12 protein-coding genes are annotated in these 16,934 nt (G+C 74.1%); 8 read left to right on the top strand and 4 right to left on the bottom strand.

Going from position 1 to position 16,934, the window contains the following annotated elements; all coding sequences use genetic code 11:
- Window positions 1-20 precede the first annotated feature (20 nt).
- The 3 genes from ACRAKI_RS15705 to ACRAKI_RS15695 form a co-directional block, all read right to left on the bottom strand.
- On the bottom strand, window positions 21-4,457 hold the full coding sequence (locus ACRAKI_RS15705; RefSeq protein ID WP_447007822.1) for an HAD-IC family P-type ATPase: 4,437 nt from the start codon (window positions 4,455-4,457) through the stop codon (window positions 21-23).
- 67 nt (window positions 4,458-4,524) lie between these two features.
- Window positions 4,525-5,781 carry a glycosyltransferase gene (locus ACRAKI_RS15700; RefSeq protein ID WP_447007821.1) on the bottom strand — a complete coding sequence of 419 codons (1,257 nt, stop codon included), beginning with the start codon at window positions 5,779-5,781 and terminating at the stop codon, window positions 4,525-4,527.
- Window positions 5,782-5,912: 131 nt separating this feature from the next.
- Window positions 5,913-7,073 carry a PucR family transcriptional regulator gene (locus ACRAKI_RS15695; protein WP_447007820.1) on the bottom strand — a complete coding sequence of 387 codons (1,161 nt, stop codon included), beginning with the start codon at window positions 7,071-7,073 and terminating at the stop codon, window positions 5,913-5,915.
- A 104-nt stretch (window positions 7,074-7,177) separates the two neighbouring features.
- Between ACRAKI_RS15695 and ACRAKI_RS15690 the strand changes: the two genes are divergently transcribed.
- The 7 genes from ACRAKI_RS15690 (at window position 7,178) to ACRAKI_RS15660 (ending at window position 14,952) form a co-directional block, all read left to right on the top strand.
- Window positions 7,178-8,464 carry an erythromycin esterase family protein gene (locus tag ACRAKI_RS15690; protein WP_447007819.1) on the top strand — a complete coding sequence of 429 codons (1,287 nt, stop codon included), beginning with the start codon at window positions 7,178-7,180 and terminating at the stop codon, window positions 8,462-8,464.
- Between the two features lie 106 nt (window positions 8,465-8,570).
- Window positions 8,571-8,975: a hypothetical protein gene (locus tag ACRAKI_RS15685; protein ID WP_447007818.1), complete on the top strand. Its 405-nt coding sequence runs from the start codon at window positions 8,571-8,573 to the stop codon at window positions 8,973-8,975.
- A gap of 332 nt (window positions 8,976-9,307) precedes the next feature.
- Window positions 9,308-9,871 carry a QsdR family transcriptional regulator gene (locus ACRAKI_RS15680; RefSeq protein WP_447007817.1) on the top strand — a complete coding sequence of 188 codons (564 nt, stop codon included), beginning with the start codon at window positions 9,308-9,310 and terminating at the stop codon, window positions 9,869-9,871.
- A 106-nt stretch (window positions 9,872-9,977) separates the two neighbouring features.
- Window positions 9,978-11,336, top strand: coding sequence for an alpha/beta hydrolase domain-containing protein (locus ACRAKI_RS15675; RefSeq protein WP_447007816.1), 1,359 nt, complete (start codon window positions 9,978-9,980; stop codon window positions 11,334-11,336).
- The gene (locus ACRAKI_RS15670) at window positions 11,333-12,634 is read left to right on the top strand and encodes a hypothetical protein (RefSeq protein ID WP_447007815.1); all 1,302 of its coding nucleotides are present in this window, start codon (window positions 11,333-11,335) and stop codon (window positions 12,632-12,634) included. The genes ACRAKI_RS15675 and ACRAKI_RS15670 overlap by 4 nt, the downstream gene beginning before the upstream one ends.
- Window positions 12,635-12,739: 105 nt before the next feature.
- On the top strand, window positions 12,740-13,465 hold the full coding sequence (locus tag ACRAKI_RS15665; protein WP_447007814.1) for a DUF4328 domain-containing protein: 726 nt from the start codon (window positions 12,740-12,742) through the stop codon (window positions 13,463-13,465).
- A gap of 131 nt (window positions 13,466-13,596) precedes the next feature.
- Window positions 13,597-14,952 carry a glutamate-cysteine ligase family protein gene (locus tag ACRAKI_RS15660; RefSeq protein WP_447007813.1) on the top strand — a complete coding sequence of 452 codons (1,356 nt, stop codon included), beginning with the start codon at window positions 13,597-13,599 and terminating at the stop codon, window positions 14,950-14,952.
- Window positions 14,953-15,144: 192 nt separating this feature from the next.
- Here ACRAKI_RS15660 and ACRAKI_RS15655 read toward each other — a convergent pair whose 3' ends face one another.
- Window positions 15,145-16,329 (bottom strand): AGE family epimerase/isomerase, encoded by a 1,185-nt coding sequence (locus tag ACRAKI_RS15655; protein WP_447007812.1) that lies wholly within the window; start codon window positions 16,327-16,329, stop codon window positions 15,145-15,147.
- 223 nt (window positions 16,330-16,552) lie between these two features.
- On the opposite strand from ACRAKI_RS15655, the gene ACRAKI_RS15650 reads away from it, so the two are divergent.
- Entirely contained in the window at window positions 16,553-16,882 is a 330-nt protein-coding gene (locus ACRAKI_RS15650) for a hypothetical protein (RefSeq protein ID WP_447007811.1), read from the top strand.
- Window positions 16,883-16,934: the final 52 nt, after the last annotated feature.

Here is a 16,934-nt window from a genome sequence, read left to right as displayed (position 1 = left end):
CGCCCAGGGTCACCGCCGGGTCACTCCTCGCGTTTCGCGGTGGCCTCCACCAGCGGGGTGACCACCAGGCCGAGGAGGTTCGCGGCGGTGGCGCTGGACAGCGCGATGCCCCAGCCGACCGGCCCCAACGGGGTGCAGCCGAAGAACTGGCTGACGCCGGGTGTCTGGATCACCGCGCCCAGTGCGGCGGCCGAGCCGAGGCCGGCGGCCAGCACCGACTTGTCCAGCCCGCCGGAGACGAGGGTCTGGCCGAGCTGGGTGCCGACCAGGGCGGCCAGCGCCACGGTGCTCGCCCGGCGGGAGCGGCCGGTGAGACGGGCCGCCGTCCACGCCGCCGTCGCACCGAGCGTGGTCGTGATGGCGCGGGCGGTGATGTCCCGGTTGAGCGCGCTGCCGAGGGACGAGGTCGGTCCTTCCCGCAGCAGGTCGGGCACGGACTCGCCGGCGGGTCGGCTCAACGCGATGGCCAGCGCGGGCGCGAGGTCGGTCAGCAGGTTCACCAGCAGGAGTTGCCGTGCGGTCAACGGGGACCGGCCGGTCAACGCCGAGCCGAGCACGCTGAACGCGATCTCGCCGATGTTGCCGCCCAGCAGCACCGCCAGCGCCTCGCGCACCGACGCCCACATGGCGCGGCCTTCGACCAGCGCCGCGATGATCGTCTCCAGCCGGTCATCGGTGACCACGAGGTCGGCGGCGGCACGGGCGGCCGGTGTGCCGCGCCGGCCCAGCGCGATGCCGACGTCGGCCAGCCGGATCGCGGGCGCGTCGTTCGCGCCGTCACCGGTCATCGCGACCACCCGGCCCAGCCGTTGGTAGGCCTCGATGATCCGGACCTTCTGGGACGGCGTGCAGCGGGCGATCACGTCCACGGTCGGCAGCAGGGCGTCCAGTTCGTCGTCGTCCAGCCGGTCGAGCCGCGATCCGGTCACCACGGTCATCCCGCCGTCGCCGCCGGTGACCTCGGCGGCGATCGCCTCGCCGGTGGCGGGGTGGTCACCGGTGATCATCACGATCCGCACGCCCGCCTCGCGCAGCTTGGCGGCGGCGGGTGGCGCGGCGTCGCGCACCGGGTCGGACAGAGCGACGAAACCCAGCAGGGACAAGCCTTTCACGTCGTCGTCGGTCACGGTGTCGGCCCCGTTCCGGGCAGCCCCGTTCCTTGCGACCCCGTTTCCGGCGGCGCCGTTCTTGGCGGCACCGTTCCGGAAGCCGGTGCGTTCGGCGACGGCGAGCACGCGGTGGCCGCGACCGGCGAGCCGCCGCACGCGCTCCTCCAGGCGCTTCAGGCCGCGGGCGTCGATGTCGCAGCGCGGCAGCACCACTTCCGGCGCGCCCTTCACGCTCAGCACCAACCGCTGCCCGACCTCGCCGACGGTCGCGTGGTAGCCGCGGGACGGTTCGAACGGCAGCGCCTCGACCAGTGACCAGCCCCGGGCGCCGGTAGTCGGGCGGACGCGGGCCTTCCGCGCGCCCTCCAGCACCGCCCGGTCCGTCTGGTGCGCCAGGTCGTGCGGGTCGTCGGCGGGCGGTGTGGCCCGGACGGCGGCGGCCATGACCCGACGCAGATCGTCGTCCAACTCGTCGAGGCCCGCGGCACGACGGCCGTTGTCGACGTGGCTGACGGTCAGCCTGCCCTCGGTCAGGGTGCCGGTCTTGTCGAAGCACAACACGTCCACCCGGCCCAGCGCCTCGATCGTGCGCGGGTTGCGGACCAGCGCGCCGTGCTCGGCCAGCCGCCGTGCCGCGGCCAACTGGGCGGCGTTGACCAGGAACGGGAGTCCTTCGGGCACCGACGCGACGGCGAGGTTCACCGCCGCGCCCATGCTCTGCCGCAGCGGCACGCCCCGCAGCAGTCCCGCGCCGGTGACGGCCGCCGCCGAGCCCAGCGCGATGGGCATGATCTTGCGGGTCAGGTCGGCCAGCCGGGCCTCCACGCCCGTGGTGGGGGTGTTGCGCCGGGCCGCCGCCATGCTCCGGCCGACTTCGGTGGCGTCCCCGGTGGCCACGACCACGGCCAGCGCCTCGCCGGCGGCGATCGTGGTGCCCTCGTAGAGCATGGAGGACCGGTCGGCGAGTTCGGCGGCCACCACCGGGGCCTGGTGCTTGGCCACCGGCAGGGATTCCCCGGTGACGGACGACTCGTCGGCTTCGAGCCCGTCGCCGTCGAGCAGCCGGCAGTCGGCGGGCACCACGTCCCCGGCGGCCAGCCGCACCACGTCACCGACCACCAGCTCGTCGGCCGTCACCTCGCGGCCGCGGCCGTCCCGGACCACGGTGGCACGCACCGCCGAACGGTTGAGCAAGGTCGCCAACGCCCGGTCCGTCGCCACCTGCTGCACGCTGCCGATCAGCGCCGACACGCCCACGACACCCGCCACCAGCGCCGCGTCCACCGGGGAGCCCACGGCCGCCGACACCGCCGCTCCACCCGCCAGCACGGGGGTCAGCGGGTTCGCCAGCTCGGCCAGGAACGCGCTGCCCAGGCTGGTGCCGACGGCCTGGCGCCCGGTGGACGTGCGCTGCCTGCGCCGCGCCTCGCCGCCGGCCAACCCGTCCCGGCCCGAGTCCAGCCGGTCGAGGACGGTGGCCGCCGGCATCAGGTGCCACGGCTGCGAGGCGCCCGTCGCCACCGGGGCGGCGCCGTTCCCGGTCACCCGCTTCGCCCGCCAGACACCGTCCACGAAGGCGATGGCCGACGCGCCGTCGACCGCGCGGGCCGCGTTCCGGGACGGGCTCGGGCCACGGGTGCTCAGCGCGCTGACCGCGCCGATGCCGCTCGCCGCCTGGGCGAGCATGATCCCGTCCCGGTCGACCCGCCGTGCCGCGGGCACCGCCTCCACCAGCAGCACGGCCCCTTCGAGGTCCCGGACGACGACGTGCGCGCCCCAGGGCGGCGGCCCGCCGGCCCGGTGCACGCCGACGCCGCAGTCCGCAGTGCCGAGCGCCCGCCGGTCGTCCGACACGAGCAGCACCACGTGCCCGTCGCCTTGCAGTTCGCGCACCGCGCCGACCAGGCCTTTTCCCGACGGAACGCGGCTGTCGGCGAACCTGACCGGCGTCCGCTCGCGGTCCGTGGCGACGACCACGCGCAGCCCCGCCTCGCGTGCCGCCGCCGCGATGGCGTCCACGGCCGGGGTGGGCTCGACGTCGACCGCGAGCACGGCCTGGAGCCGGCGGCCCCGGCTCAACCCGAGCACAGCGGCGTGGTCGGACAACCGGCGTTGCTCACGCACACCCTTGCGGCCCTGCACGTCGAGGCGGTCGACCGGGCCGATCGCCCAGTCGCCGTCCCGGCGCACAGCGGTCGGGTCCTGGGGGTCGAACAGGGCGAACGCCCGTTCCGCCGCTTCGGCGGGCTCGGTGTCCGGCAGCGGGACCAGGTCGGCGAGCACCGAGCGGCCCGAGCCGAGCGCGGTCTCGTCGAGCACCAGCACGTCGATCGCGTCCAGCCGGCGCAGCACCGAGCGCTCCATCACGAGCGTGCCGCGTCGGGCCAGCACGCGGCCGAGTTGCGCGGCGAACGCGGCCCGGCCGACCGACGGCGCCTTGGGCAGGCTCGCCACGCCCAGTGCCGCGGCCCGGCGCGGCCCGGTGAACGGAACCGCCGCCACGCCCGCCGCCACACCTGCCGCCAACGCCTTCCGCGCGTAGCGGTCGACCGGGCCTTCGGGGAACGGGAGCGGCCGTTCGACCACGACAGGCTCGGCCACGGCGTCGTCCGGGCCGTGGATCAGGTCGGACTCGGCGGAGCACCAGGCCTGCTCGTGCGCCTTCACCTCGCGCCACTGCTGCACGCGTTGGGCGATGTCCAGCACCGTGCCCTCGCTGCGCGAGGCGAGGCCGTGGATCAGCGCGGCGATCATCGACGTGGCCGTGTCGGCGCGTTCCCGGCCCTGCAGCCGTCCGGCGGCCAGTTCACGCAGCTCGGGGTGCAGGTCGACGGCGGAGGTGAGGGCGGCCAGCTCGCCGGGCAGCGGCGCCCACGGCGCGATCTTCGTGATGGCGGCCAGCGCCAGGCCCGCCACGTCGGCGGCGAGCGCGGGCAGCAGGCGGGTGCCCCGCAGGCCGTCCGCCGGGTGGTGCAGCTCGTCCTCGACCACGCGCTCGTCCTCGGTGGCGGGCTCGGCCTCGGCCCGGCGCACCAGCGCCACCAGCTCCGACGTCTGCGGCGGCGGCTCCTCCACGGCGACGATCACCCGGGCCGACGGCGCGTTCACCCTGGCCCAGAGCACCCCGGGGTGGGTTTCCAGCGCCCGCTCGATCCGCTCGGACACCTGCTTGCCGCGCGGCCCGTGCACGCCGTGAGCCTCGATGTGCAGACGACCCGGGCAGGACCACACCTTCCGCCGCTCACGGCGCAGCAGGGCGGACTGCTCCAGCGGGGCGAGGGCGAGCCCGAGCAGTCCCTTGGCCAGTCCGCCGGCGGCGCGCAGGGGATCGATGCCGAGAAGCTCCACCGTGCCTGTTTTCCCGAGCGGGTGGCGTCCTATGCCTCACGATCGGGGCGAGATCGAGAAGGACGGCTCACCCGACGACCCGCTCCAGCGCGGCCACCGCCGTGCCGACGCCGTCCTCGGCGCGCACCCGCTCCCCCAGCTCCCCGGCGGACCGCGCCATCACCTCGTTCCCGACCACCACGTCGAGCGCGGCGGCCAGCCTGTCGACGGTGAGCCGGCGTTGCGGAACGGGCGGCGCGCCGACTCCCCGCCGGTGCGCCACGTCTCCCCAGAACGGTTGGTCCGCCACGAACGGGCAGACGACCTGCGGCCGGCCCGCGGCGAAGGCCGCACCCGTCGTGCCCGCGCCGCCGTGGTGCACGACCGCCGCCACGCGCGGGAACAACGTGCGGTAGTCGATCTCGTCCACGACCAGCACGTCGTCGGCGCACGGCGCACCCGCCAGGGCTCCCCAGCCCGACGCCAGGACCGTCCGCACGCCCACCCGGCGGGCGGCCTCCACGACGACCTCGGCGAGCCTGGCCGGGTCGCTCCCGATCATCGACCCGAACCCCACGGACACCGGGGTACCGCCGGCCGCGAGGAACTCCTCCACCCGCGCCGGGAGCGGCGTGCCGCCCGACCCAGTCCAGTAGCCGGTGGTGACCGCCGACGCGGGCCAGTCCGCGGGGCGCGGGATCACCGCCGGGCTGAACGCGTGCAGCACCGGGGCCGCCGTGCCGTCCACCGCACGCGTCGGGTCGTGCCGACCGCGCCTGAGGGGCAGGCCGAGCGTCTTCTCGCGCCACTTGTCCACCACGCGGCCGAACGTCACCGCCGGCAGCTTCATGCCGAGGTAGCTGGCCCGGTTCAGCGGACCGGGCAGCCCGGGGGGCAGCGGCGCGCCCGGCCGGCGGAACTCGCGGGTCGGCACGAACAGCGGCAGCGGCAGCCCCAGCACGGCCGGCACGCCGAGCGCCTCGGCCACGTGCTGCCCGGCGATGATCTGTCCGTTGTGGACGACCAGGTCGAACCCCGGACCGGCCTCCGCCACCGACCAGCAGTCCTCCAGCACCTTCGTGAACATCGCGGGCATCTCGCGCAGCTGCCGCAGCCGGACCCGCAGACCGCCCTCGATCACCTCGCCCGCCCGGTCGTCGTCCATCACCCGCAGCGGACCGTCGTCCACACCGGCGAACGGCACGCCGAACCCGGCCGCCAACGCGGTGAACCGGTGCGGCGCGGCGACGAGCGGGTCGTGGCCCGCCGCGCGCAACCCCCGCGCGAGTTCCAGGAACGGCTGGACGTCGCCGCGCGTGCCCAGCGTGAGCACCAGAACCTTCACCACGAGCCCCTATGTCCGGACCGCCGACCCCACGACCCTCCGAATCCTGATCTCCCGGCCGGCCGCCGACAACGCCACGCCCCGGCCACTCGCCCTTCGCCCTGGTTGCCGGGCACCGGCAACCAAGATCGTCACGAACGGGCGTCCGGCCAGCCGAGCAGCTTCGCGCCGAGCACCGCGACCTGGAGCGTGAAGCCCTGCCCCGGGTCGTCGGCCGCGTAGCCGGTCAGCTCGCGGATGCGCTGGAGGCGGTACGTCACCGTGCGCACGCCCAGGTGCATGTTCCGCGCGCACACCGTCGCGACCCGCCCGCACGCGAAGTAGGCGCCGAGCGTGTCCATGAGCGGACCCGCGCCGCCGCGCGCCTGCCGCAGCGGTTCCAGCACCTCGCCGACCAGGTCGGCGAGGGCCGCGCTGTCCCGCAGCAGCACCTGGTAGACGAGCAGGTCCGCGGCCTTGTGCAGGCGGCCGGGCAGCCCGAGCCGGTCGGCGATGTCCAGCGCGTACCGGGCCTGCTCGAACGACCGCACCGCGCCGCCGGGACCGGACTGCGCGCGTCCGAGCCCGACCCGCCAGTCCTCCTCGACGCCCATCACGGCCGACACCTGGCGCACGAACTCCTCGGGCACGCCCGCGGGATGCTCGGGCGCGACGCACACCAGCAGACCCTCCTTCGTGGTGACCAGCACGTCACGCGAGCCCAGGCGCAACTGCACGGCCGTCTCCACGTTCCGGGCCACCTCGCCGCCGTCCACGATCGGCTCGACGGCCCGCACCGCCGCGACCACGTTGCTCGCGGCCAGCCGGAACCCGATCCGCTCCGCCCGTTCGGCCAGGTGCCCCGGGTTGCGGCCGTCCAGCAGGTCGTCCACGAACTCCCGGCGGAACGACTCCTCCCGGCGCACGGACCAGCGCTGCGCCTCCTCGTAACCCTCGGCCAGCGCCATGACCGCCGCGTCCGCCGCCCGGAACACCGTCTCGCCGACGGTCCGCACCGCGTCGGCGCCCGTCGCCCCCCGCACGCCGGGCAGCGACGACCAGGACAGCCAGGTGGCGCTCAGGTAGAGGTCGATGAGGTCGCGCAACGCCACGCCGTCGGCCGCCGCACGCGCGCCGACCTCGTTCCGCACCCGCAGCCGCTCCTGGCTCCACTGCGTGCCCGTCGTGCTGATCTCGGCCAAGTCCTCCAGGTAGCCGGCGAGCAGTTCGGCGGGCACGCCCTTGGCGTCCCGGCTCGCCCGCAGCCCGAGGTCCACCACGTCGAACTCCACCGCACGCCTCGTTCGTGACATACCCGGAAGTCTTCCCTGCCCCACCGGCCCACGGGAGCGCGACCACCGGTTTTCCCCGGCGGCGCGCCGGGTAGGCCGACACCGACCAGCCATCGGAGGGACCAATGGGCCGTTACGGGGACGAGGTCGCGGCGATGGCCGTGCCGCTGCACGACGCCGGCGACTTCGACGTGCTGCTGGACCGCGTGGGCGACGCGCGGGTGGTCATGCTGGGCGAGGCCAGCCACGGGACGCACGAGTTCTACCGCCGGCGGGCGCTGCTCACCCGGCGGTTGATCACCGAGAAGGGCTTCTCGTTCGTCGCGGTGGAGGGCGACTGGCCCGCCTGCGCGCGGGTCGACGGCTCCGTGCGGCTCCGGTCGGACGCCCCCGAGGACCCGCGCGCCGCGGTGGCCGCGTTCGACCGCTGGCCGACGTGGATGTGGGCGAACGAGGAGGTCGTGGAGTTCGCCCGGTGGCTGCGCGCGCACAACGCCGAACTGGCCGAAGAGGAGCGGGTGGCGTTCCACGGCCTGGACGTGTACTCGCTGTGGGAGTCGCTGCGCGAGATCCTCACCCACCTGCGCGAGCACGACCCGGAGGAGGTGCCGGCGGCGCTGGCCGCCTACCGGTGCTTCGAGCCGCACGGCGAGGACCCGCAGGAGTACGCGATCTCGACCCGGTTCGTGCCCCGGGGCTGCGAGAACGAGGTGGTCGACCTGCTGGTGCGGTTGCGGCGGGAGGCGGCGGCGGACGGCGCCGGTTCGTTCGGCGCCTGGCAGAACGCCGAGGTCGTCGCCGGGGCCGAGCGCTACTACCGGGCCGTCCTCGGTGGCGGGCAGCCGTCGTGGAACATCCGCGACCGGCACATGGACGAGACGCTGGACCGGCTGCTCGACCACCACGGGCCAGGGTCGAAGGCGGTCGTGTGGGCGCACAACACGCACGTCGGCGACGCCCGCGCCACCGACATGTCCCTTTCCGGGCTGGTCAACACCGGTCAGTTGGCCCGCGAACGCTACGGGCCGGAGCAGGTCGTGCTGGTCGGCTTCGGCACCCATCGCGGCACGGTCGTCGCAGGTGAGGCGTGGGGTGCCGGCACGCAGGTGATGGCGGTGCCGCCGGCCCGGCCGGGGTCGTTGGAGGACGTGCTGCACCGCACCGCGCCCGGCGACGCCCTGTTCACGTTCCCCCGCTCGGACCAGCCGGACCTGCTCACCACGGCGCTCCCCCACCGCGCGATCGGCGTCGTCTACCACCCCGAACGGGAGCGGTGGGGCAACTACGTGTCGACCGTGCTGGGCGAGCGCTACGACGCGTTCGTCTGGTTGGACCAGACCACGGCGTTGCACCCGCTGCGCACCCGGGAAGTGGGCGTGCTGGAACCGGAGACGTACCCGAGTGGTGTCTGAGCGTCACTCCCACTGCGCCCTGCCCGGCTGCTGACCTCGAAAAACGAGAGGTTGATAACATCGTGTCACGGCAACCGCGTGCCGTCTGCTCGACGAGGATGGCACCGTGACCAAGGCACAGAGAATCGCAGCGGCGTGGGCGGGCCTGCCCGCACCGGAGTTGACCGACCAGGTCCGCCTCCTGGTGAAGGCCCGGGACGCCGCGTCGCGCGGCGTCTGGTCCGCCGTGCGTGAGAACCCCGTCATCGCCGCCCGCGTCCGCGGTGCGCTGGCGGGTCTGAAGGCCGAGTACCGCGGCCACCGCGACGAGGCCATGTGGCTGGTGTGGATCGCCCAGGTCCAGCAGCAGCTCGCCGCGCAGCCGCCCGCGCCCGCCGCGAACGCGCCCGCCGACGACACCACGGTCGACGACGGGCCCACGGCCGAGGAGTGGGTCGCCCAGCACGAGACGCCCACGCGTCCGCCCAGCGACGCCCCGCCGGTCCTGTTCCAGGAACCGTCGATGAAGTAGCCGGTCCTCGCGACCGGGGCCGGTCGTCCCGGCCGGCGGGCGCGGGCGCGCGCCACATCGCGCCGACGTCCTCCATCACGTTCGCCATCACGTTCGCCATCGCCGCGACCGCGTCGACCAGGCCCGCGCCCCCGCGATCAGCCGCAGGCCCACCCGCCCGACACCGGACGGTGGTCCCGGGCGGGGTCCCGTCGACCCAGCGTCGACACGGGTGCCGCGAAGTGACGTGGCCGGCCGCACGAGTCGGCACCGGTACGGGTCTCGCGGTCGGCCGGTCTCCGGGCGATGATGCGAGTGGCCGGACGGGCGGACCGGCGGAAGCGGGGGCGACGGTGGGTTCGACCGGGCGGGTGGTGAGCCAGGACCAGGTGCTGCACGGCGCCTGCCGGTTCTTCCTGCGGCACGGCGGGGTCGACATGGACGGGCTCGCGTCGAGCCTCGCCATCAGCCGGGCGACGCTCTACCGGGTCGTGCACAGCCGCGACGGGCTGCTCGGCGACGTGCTGTGGGTGCTCGCCGACCGGGTCCTCGCCCGTGCCCGGAGCGAGCGCACGAACGGCGGCGTCGAAGGCGTCCTGGAGGTCACCCGGCGGTTCGTGGAGCAGCTGCGGGCGGCGGGGCCGTTCCGCGCGTTCCTGCGCGCTGAGCCGGAGACCGCGGCGCGGGTGTTGTTCAACGCGTCGGGCGGGGTGCACCGGCGTGCGGTGTCGGCGCAGAAGGAGATCCTGCTGGAAGTCGACGGCGGCCCCTGGTCGACCTCGGCGCTCGACCAGGTGGCGTTCCTCTACGTGCGGATCGTGGAGTCCAGCCTCTACGCGGAACTGCTCACCGGCGCGCCGCTCGACCCGGACCTCGCCGAGCGGGTCGCGCGGACGGTGCTCCTCCAGCACCGCTGACCCGCTGCGACAGCGGTCTCACGATCACCGCGCGTCCTGGTGCGGGTCGTCCGGCCCTGGCTACCGTCGGCGGTGCCCTCCACCCCCCATCGCTGTGGGAGCCGGTATGTCCCTTTCCCCGTGGCGGCGGCTCGGTCTCGTCGCGGCCGTCCTCGGCCTCCTCGTCCCGACGCACGTCGCTTCCGCTTCACCTGATCCGGTGTCCGGCGCGGTGCCCCGGCTCGTCGGGCCGCTGCCCGGCGCCGTGCCGGGAGACCGGCTCGCGGACCGGATCGAGGACACCTACCCGTTCTTCTCCACCCCCGCCGACCTCGCCGCCTCCCGGTACGTCGAGGAGGAGTTCCACGTCTCAGGCACGGCCGACGGCTGGGCGGTCGACGGCACCAAGGTCGCCACGGGCGTGCCGTACACGACCCGGATCATCGTGCGGCGGCCCGTGCACGCGCGGGACTACAACGGGACCGCGCTGGTCGAGTGGCAGAACGTCACCGCCGGGTACGACCTGGACGCGTTGTGGAACGCCGAGTCGGTCGTCCGGGCCGGCTACGCCTGGGTCGGCGTGTCCGCGCAGCGCGTCGGCGTGGACCAGCTCCGCGGCTGGAGCCCGGCCCGGTACGGCGGCCTCGACGTGACCGGTGGCGGCCGGTTCACCGCCGACGAGTTGTCCTACGACATCTTCACCCAGGCCGGTCGTGCCGTCACGACGGCCTTGGGCGGCTTGCGCACCAGAACGCTGCTCGCCATCGGCGCCTCCCAGTCGGCGGCCCGGATGACGGTGCTGTACGACCGCGTCCTGCCGCAGCAGCAGCCGGTCTTCGACGGCTACGGCTTCATCGTCGGTTCGGCCCCGACGCGGGCGGGCGCCGAACCCGTCTTCCAGGTGCTGTCGGAGACCGACGTGCGGACCGCGCAGCGCCCGGCCGACACCGACCGGTTCCGCCGCTGGGAAGTGGCGGGCGCGGCGCACTCCGGCCACGAGGGCCAGGTCTACCGGGCGCCGATCTCCGAACGCGACCTCGGCGGCGCGCCGCAGTACGCGTGCGACCGACCGCCGTTCAGCCGGATCCCGATGCACCACGTCACCGCCGCGTCCTACGACCACCTGCGGCGGTGGGCCGAGCGGGGCACGCCGCCGCCGACCGCCCCGCCGCTGGAGTTCGAGGCGGACGGCGTCACCAAGAAGCGGGACGCGCTGGGCCTCGCCCTCGGCGGCATCCGGTTGTCGCAGGTGTCCGCGCCCAGGGCGGAGAACACGGGTGACAACACCGGTGAGACGTTCTGCCGGCTGTTCGGCGCGCACGTGCCGTTCGACGCGGCGACGGTGGCCCGGCTCTACCCGAACCGCGGTGACTACCTGCACCGGGTGGTGACCGCCGACGTCGCCAACGTGCACGCGGGGTACCTGCTGCACGCCGACGCCCGGCGCAACCTGGCGGACGCCGTGGCCACCGGAGGTCGGCGATGAAGGTCCTGGCACTGGTCGTGGCGCTCGTGGCGGCGACCGTGACGCCCGCCCAAGCCGCCGACCTCACCCCCGTGGTCTTCGTGCACGGCCAGCAGGGTTCGGCGCAGCAGTGGCAGTCCAACGCGAAGCGGTTCTCCGGCAACGGTTACCGGGACGCGCTCCTCCACGCCTTCGAGTACGACACCACCATCCCGACCAACGACCGGGCCGTCGCCGACCTCGAAGTGTTCATCGCCGGGGTCCGGGCGCGCACCGGATCGTCCACGGTGGACGTGATCGCGCATTCCCGTGGCACGACGGTGATGCACACCTACCTGGCCTCCCCCGAACGGGCCGCGTCGGTGCGGAAGTACGTGAACGTCGACGGGCGTTCCAGCGCCGCGCTGCCCGGCGGTGTGCCGACGCTCGCGCTGTGGGGCAGCCTGCAGCCCAACGGCTCGATCGGCGGCGCGACGAACGTGTACCTGACCACGTTGGGGCACACGGAGACCACCACGTCGGCGGACGGTTTCGCGCACATGTACCGGTTCCTGCGCGGCAGGCCCGCGGCGACGACTCAGGTGGTGCCCGAGCCTCCCGGGCGGGTGGAGATCGAGGGCCGGGCGGCGTACTTCCCGCAGAACGCGGGCGTCGAAGGCGTGTTGCAGGTCTGGGAGCTCGACGCCTCGACCGGGGCACGGCGCGGAGGGCCCCGGCACAGCGTCCGGACCGGTGCCGACGGCTCGTTCGGCCCGCTGCCCGTCAACGGACGCAAGCACTACGAACTGGCGCTGGTGCGGGAAGGGCAGCTGACGTACCACTTCTACTTCGAGCCGTTCGAGCGCAGCGACCGGTTCGTTCGGTTGCAGGTCTCGCGTCCGGGCGGCGTCGCGGACTACGTCGACCGGTGTCCCGGACACAGCGCGCTCACCGTCGTCCGCAACCGCGAGTGGTGGTCCGACCAGGCCGACTCCGACCGGCTGACCTTCAACGGCGTCAACGTCATGGAGCAGGCGGTCGCGCCCCGCGCCCGTCAGGTCATCGCCGCGTTCGTGTTCGACGACCACTGCGACCGCGCGTCCACGCCGGGCGTCGCGCTGCCGCCGTTCACCACGCTGCCGTTCCTGACCGCGGTGGACGCCTACCTGCCCGCGCAGCCCGACGCCGCCGACACGATCCGCGTCACCCAGACCGCACGCGGCACCGACGGTCGGTCACGGACCGTGGCCGTGCCCAACTGGCCCTCGGACGGCCACTCCGTCACCATCCACTTCAAGGACTACCTGGACCGGGGAGGACGGCACGTGACGTCCTGGTGACATGCCGTGCCCAGCACGGATCGCAGTTCTCGGTGGTCCCCCGAATCGGTTACGCTCCGCGCCGGTCGGGGGACCATCCACGTGGGGGGACAAGTGTTCCGTTCGGTGCGCGGCCTTGGCGCCGCGTTCGTCGTGCTGGTCGGGCTGACGGCGTTGTCGCACGTGCTCGTGGCCGGCTGGGTGTGGCACGTGCGCGCCATGCTGGACGGCTACCTCTACGGCAGCGTGAGCGAACCCGAGATCGACCGCACGCTCGCCCTGAGCGTGTTGATCGACATCCCGGTCGTCGGCCTGTACCTGGCGACGGGCGTCGTGTTCATCGTGTGGCTGTGGCGGGTCCGCTCGAACGCCGACCTCGTCGGGCCGCACGGACACCGGTTCCGCAAGTCGTGGGCGATCTGGGGCTGGCTGCCCATCGTCAACCTGTGGATCCCGCGCCGGTACACGCTGGACGTCTGGCAGGTGAGCCGGCCCGCGCACGAGCTCGACCGGAGCCACTCGGAGGTCAACTGGTGGTGGGCGCTGTTCCTCACCTCCGAGGTGCTCGAACGGATCGCGGGCCGGATCCTGGTCCACGGCGAGACCCTGGAGGCGTTCACCAACGGAGCGGTGCTGGCCACCGTGGCGGCACTGCTCGGGGTGCCCGCCGCCGCGCTCGCGGTGGTGGTCGTGCGGCGGATCGGCGACTGGCAGTCCACCCCCGGGTTCCTCGCGCCGGTGGAGGCGCTGTCGCAGCCGTGGGTCGGGCTCACGCCCGTCGACCTCCACCGACCGCCTCCTCCGCTCGTGTCACCGCCTCCTGACGACCCTCGGTGGCAGCGCCCGGAGTGAGCCGGACGAGGCGACGCCCGACAGGTCGAGTACGGCTCTGAGGCCCATACTCGACGGGTCAGGGGCACTCGACGGGTCAGGTGCGCGATCCGACGCGGAGAGCGCCGTCGACAGGCCGTTCGGAGGACCACATGCGCGCGAGCTCCACCGCAACGCTCCGGAGGGAAGACCTCACGTCCCTGTTCACCAGACCAGGTCACGTCCGGGAGCGGATCGGGCTGGAGATCGAGAACGCGGTGGTCGACCCGGACACCGGCCGGGGTATCCCCTACTCGGCGCCCAACGGCATCCGCGACCTGCTCGGGGCGTTGTCGGCCGAGTTCGGCGGCGAGCCGCTGCACGACGACGGGCACCTCACGGGGTTCACCACCGGCAGCGGGATGGCGGTCACGCTGGAACCCGGTGGCGCGCTCGAGTACGCGTCCGCGCCCACCTCCGACCTGACGACCGCTGTCGCGGACATGCGCCGCACGATGGGGCGGATCGCCGAGATCGCCGATCGCTTCGGCCACGCGATCGTGCCCGGCGCGAACCTGCCGTTCGACCGGCTCCGCGACGTGTCGTGGGTGCCGAAGCCGCGCGGCGCCGTCATGCGCGAGCACTTCGACCGCCTCGGCGAGGAGGGTGCGGAGGGGCCGGTGGTCATGGCGCTGACCCTCTCCACCCAGACCACGCTGGACTACACGTCGGCCGAGGACCTCGCGGAGAAGGTCCGGGTGCAGGTGGCCGCCTCACCGATGGTGTCGGCCCTGTTCGTCAACTCGCCGTTGGCGGGCGGCGAGGTGACCGGCCTGCGGTCCCGCCGCCGCAAGAGCTGGCTGAAGTCCGACCCGGGTCGCTGCGGCCTGCTGCGAGTCGGGCTGCGGGAGGCGATGACGGCGGAGGACTTCGTCGAGTGGGCGCTGACCCTCCCGATGATCTACCGCCGCACGGCCGCCGGCTGCCACGCGGCGGGAGACCGCCCGTTCGGCGCGGTGCTGGAGGAGGGCTTCCCGGACGGGAGCCCTCCGACGTGGGCCGACTGGACGTCCCACCTGTCGCAGCTGTGGACCGACGTGCGGGTGCGCGGCACGCTCGAACTCCGCGGCCCGGACGGCCCGCCCTACCCGCACATCCCGGCGGTGCCCGCGTTGTGGGTCGGGTTGACCTACCACCGGCCGTCCCGGCTCGCGGCCTGGGACCTGCTCCGCGGCTACTCCGCCGACGAGCTGGAGCACACCATGCGGGAGCTGCCGGTCAAGGGGCTCTCGGCGATGGTCGGCGACGTCACGGCGCGTGAGCTGGGAGGTGAGCTGGTCCGGCTCGCCCAAGAGGGGCTGGCCGCCCGCGTCGAGGCCGGCGTGGAGCGGCCGGAGGTGCTCGGCTACCTGGACCCGGTCGAGGAGGTCGTGGCCAGCGGGACGACGTTCGCCGACGACGTCGTCCGCCGCTGGGAGGGTGAGTTCGACCGCGACCCGGCGCGATACGTGGCCGCGTACCGGGTCTGACCGCTCGACCAGGTGGACTCGCGCCACCCGGCGACGGGTCACGCCGGTCCCCCGACCGTTCGGTGGGCACGGGGTGCGGAGGTCGCTTCCCCCGTCGAACGGCAGAGCCGGCTGTCCGTGCGGACCGGACCGGGCTCGCCACGCGCGTCGGCTACCCGGTGGCCGTCGCGGGCACCGTCACGGCGTACGACGTCACGTTCGGTCGGCGGTCGCGGGCGTCAGGCGCTCCACGAGCTGCAGGCAGAGGCGTCCGTTGTGGTAGCAGCACTTCCACCTCCCGGCCGCCTCCTTCCGGAGCGGGACGTTGTCCGCGTCCCTGGCGTAGAGCCATTCCCCGGTCGGCCTCGGGTCGATCATGCTGGTCGAGATGTAGTCCCAGGCGCCGCGCGCCACCGTGCGGAACATCCCGTCGCCGGTGCGCTCGTACGCGTTGAGGAAGCCCACGACCGCCTCCGCCTGCACCCACCAGACGCGCGTCGCGTCGACCCGGCCCGCCACCGCCTCGTTCGCCACCGAGCCGTCCGCGAGCACCGCCCGCTCGGCCGTGCCCCGGGCCAACCCGACGACCATCTCCGGCAGGTCCGCGCCGATCTCGCGGGACGCCTCGTCGATCAGCCAGCTCGCCTCAATGTCGTGGCCGAACGACATCACGTCGTCCAGCTCGCGCCACCCGGCGTCCAAGAACACCCGCAGTGACCGGCGGCGCGGGTCGTAGAGGCGGTCGCGGAAGGTGTCGAGCAGGGCGGCGACGCGGCCCGCCACGGCCGGCGACGGGGCCACCACGTGGTACGCGGTCAGCGCTTCCAGGACGTGCAGGTGCGTGTTCATCGTGATGTCGGCGCGGTCGATCTCACCGAGCAGGGCGTTCGGCTTGGCCGTCCAGGCGCGGTCGAACTGCTCGCGGTACGCCCCGGTCACCGGGTCGAACCCGACGCCGGTCACGAGGTCGTGGATCTCCGTCGCCCTGGCGAGCGCGCCCTGGTCTCCGGTGGCGCGGTGGTACTCGCTCAACGCGTAGAGCGCGAACGCCTGCGCGTAGACGTGCTTGTCGGTGTCCGCCGGGGCGCCGGTGTGGTCGACCGACCAGAACACCCCGCCGTGCTCGGGGTCGACGAGCCGACCGGTGATGAACCGGTACATGTCCTGGGCGGCGGCGAGGTAGGACCGGTCACCGAAGTTCCGGTAGGCGGCCGAGAAGGTCCACAGGAACCGGCACGCCATCACCGCGCCCTTGTCCGCCGTCCGGTCGATCTCCAGGTCCGCGTCGACGTGACCGTGGATGCCCCCGTGCTCGCGGTCCGCCAAACCGAGCCAGAACGGCAGGATCCGGTGGCGCAGCTCGGTTTCCGCCGCTTGGCGCAGCTCGTCGTCGCTCAACGTGTCACTCCAGGTCTCCGGTGGTGCCGGACTCTATCGGCCACGCCTGCTCAACCGGTTCTGCCCCTGAGTCGACGCTGCCGGACACGTCGCCGGCTCGCCCTTGCCGCGGCCGATCTGCGAGCGGCCTACTGGTCGCGCGGGACCCCCGCCGGACGTTCCTGGAGTTCGGCCTGTACCGCAACGCCGGGCTGTCCGGCGACCTGCTGCCCACCTCACGCCGGTGGCCGGCGAGCCGCTGCACCACGTGCTCGACGGCGTCGAGTTCGCGCCGTTCTTCGAGGGCACGGAGGACCCGACGCACGTCTACTTCCACCGCCGTGAGCCGCGCGTCGCGTTCGGCGGCCGGGACGCCGGGGTGGCGAACCCGAGCCGGGCCGACGGGACCACGTTCCTGGACGAGGTGTGGGCCGCCGCGCCGTTCCGGGGCAAGGGCCACCTGATCCAGCACGTCAGGGCCACCGCCGACGCGTGGGTGTCGGCCGGCCTGCTCACCGCCGACGACGCGCGGAAGGTGGTGCGCACGGCTCAGGACGCCACGTACGCGGCGTGATCAGGCCGGGGCGCGGAGCCGGTCGGCCCGCGCCCCGACCCCGGCCGACCAG

The organism is Saccharothrix isguenensis (assembly GCF_052936305.1).
The sequence above is the reverse complement of the archived record's forward strand: the minus strand, read 5'-3'. Positions and strand labels throughout refer to the sequence as shown.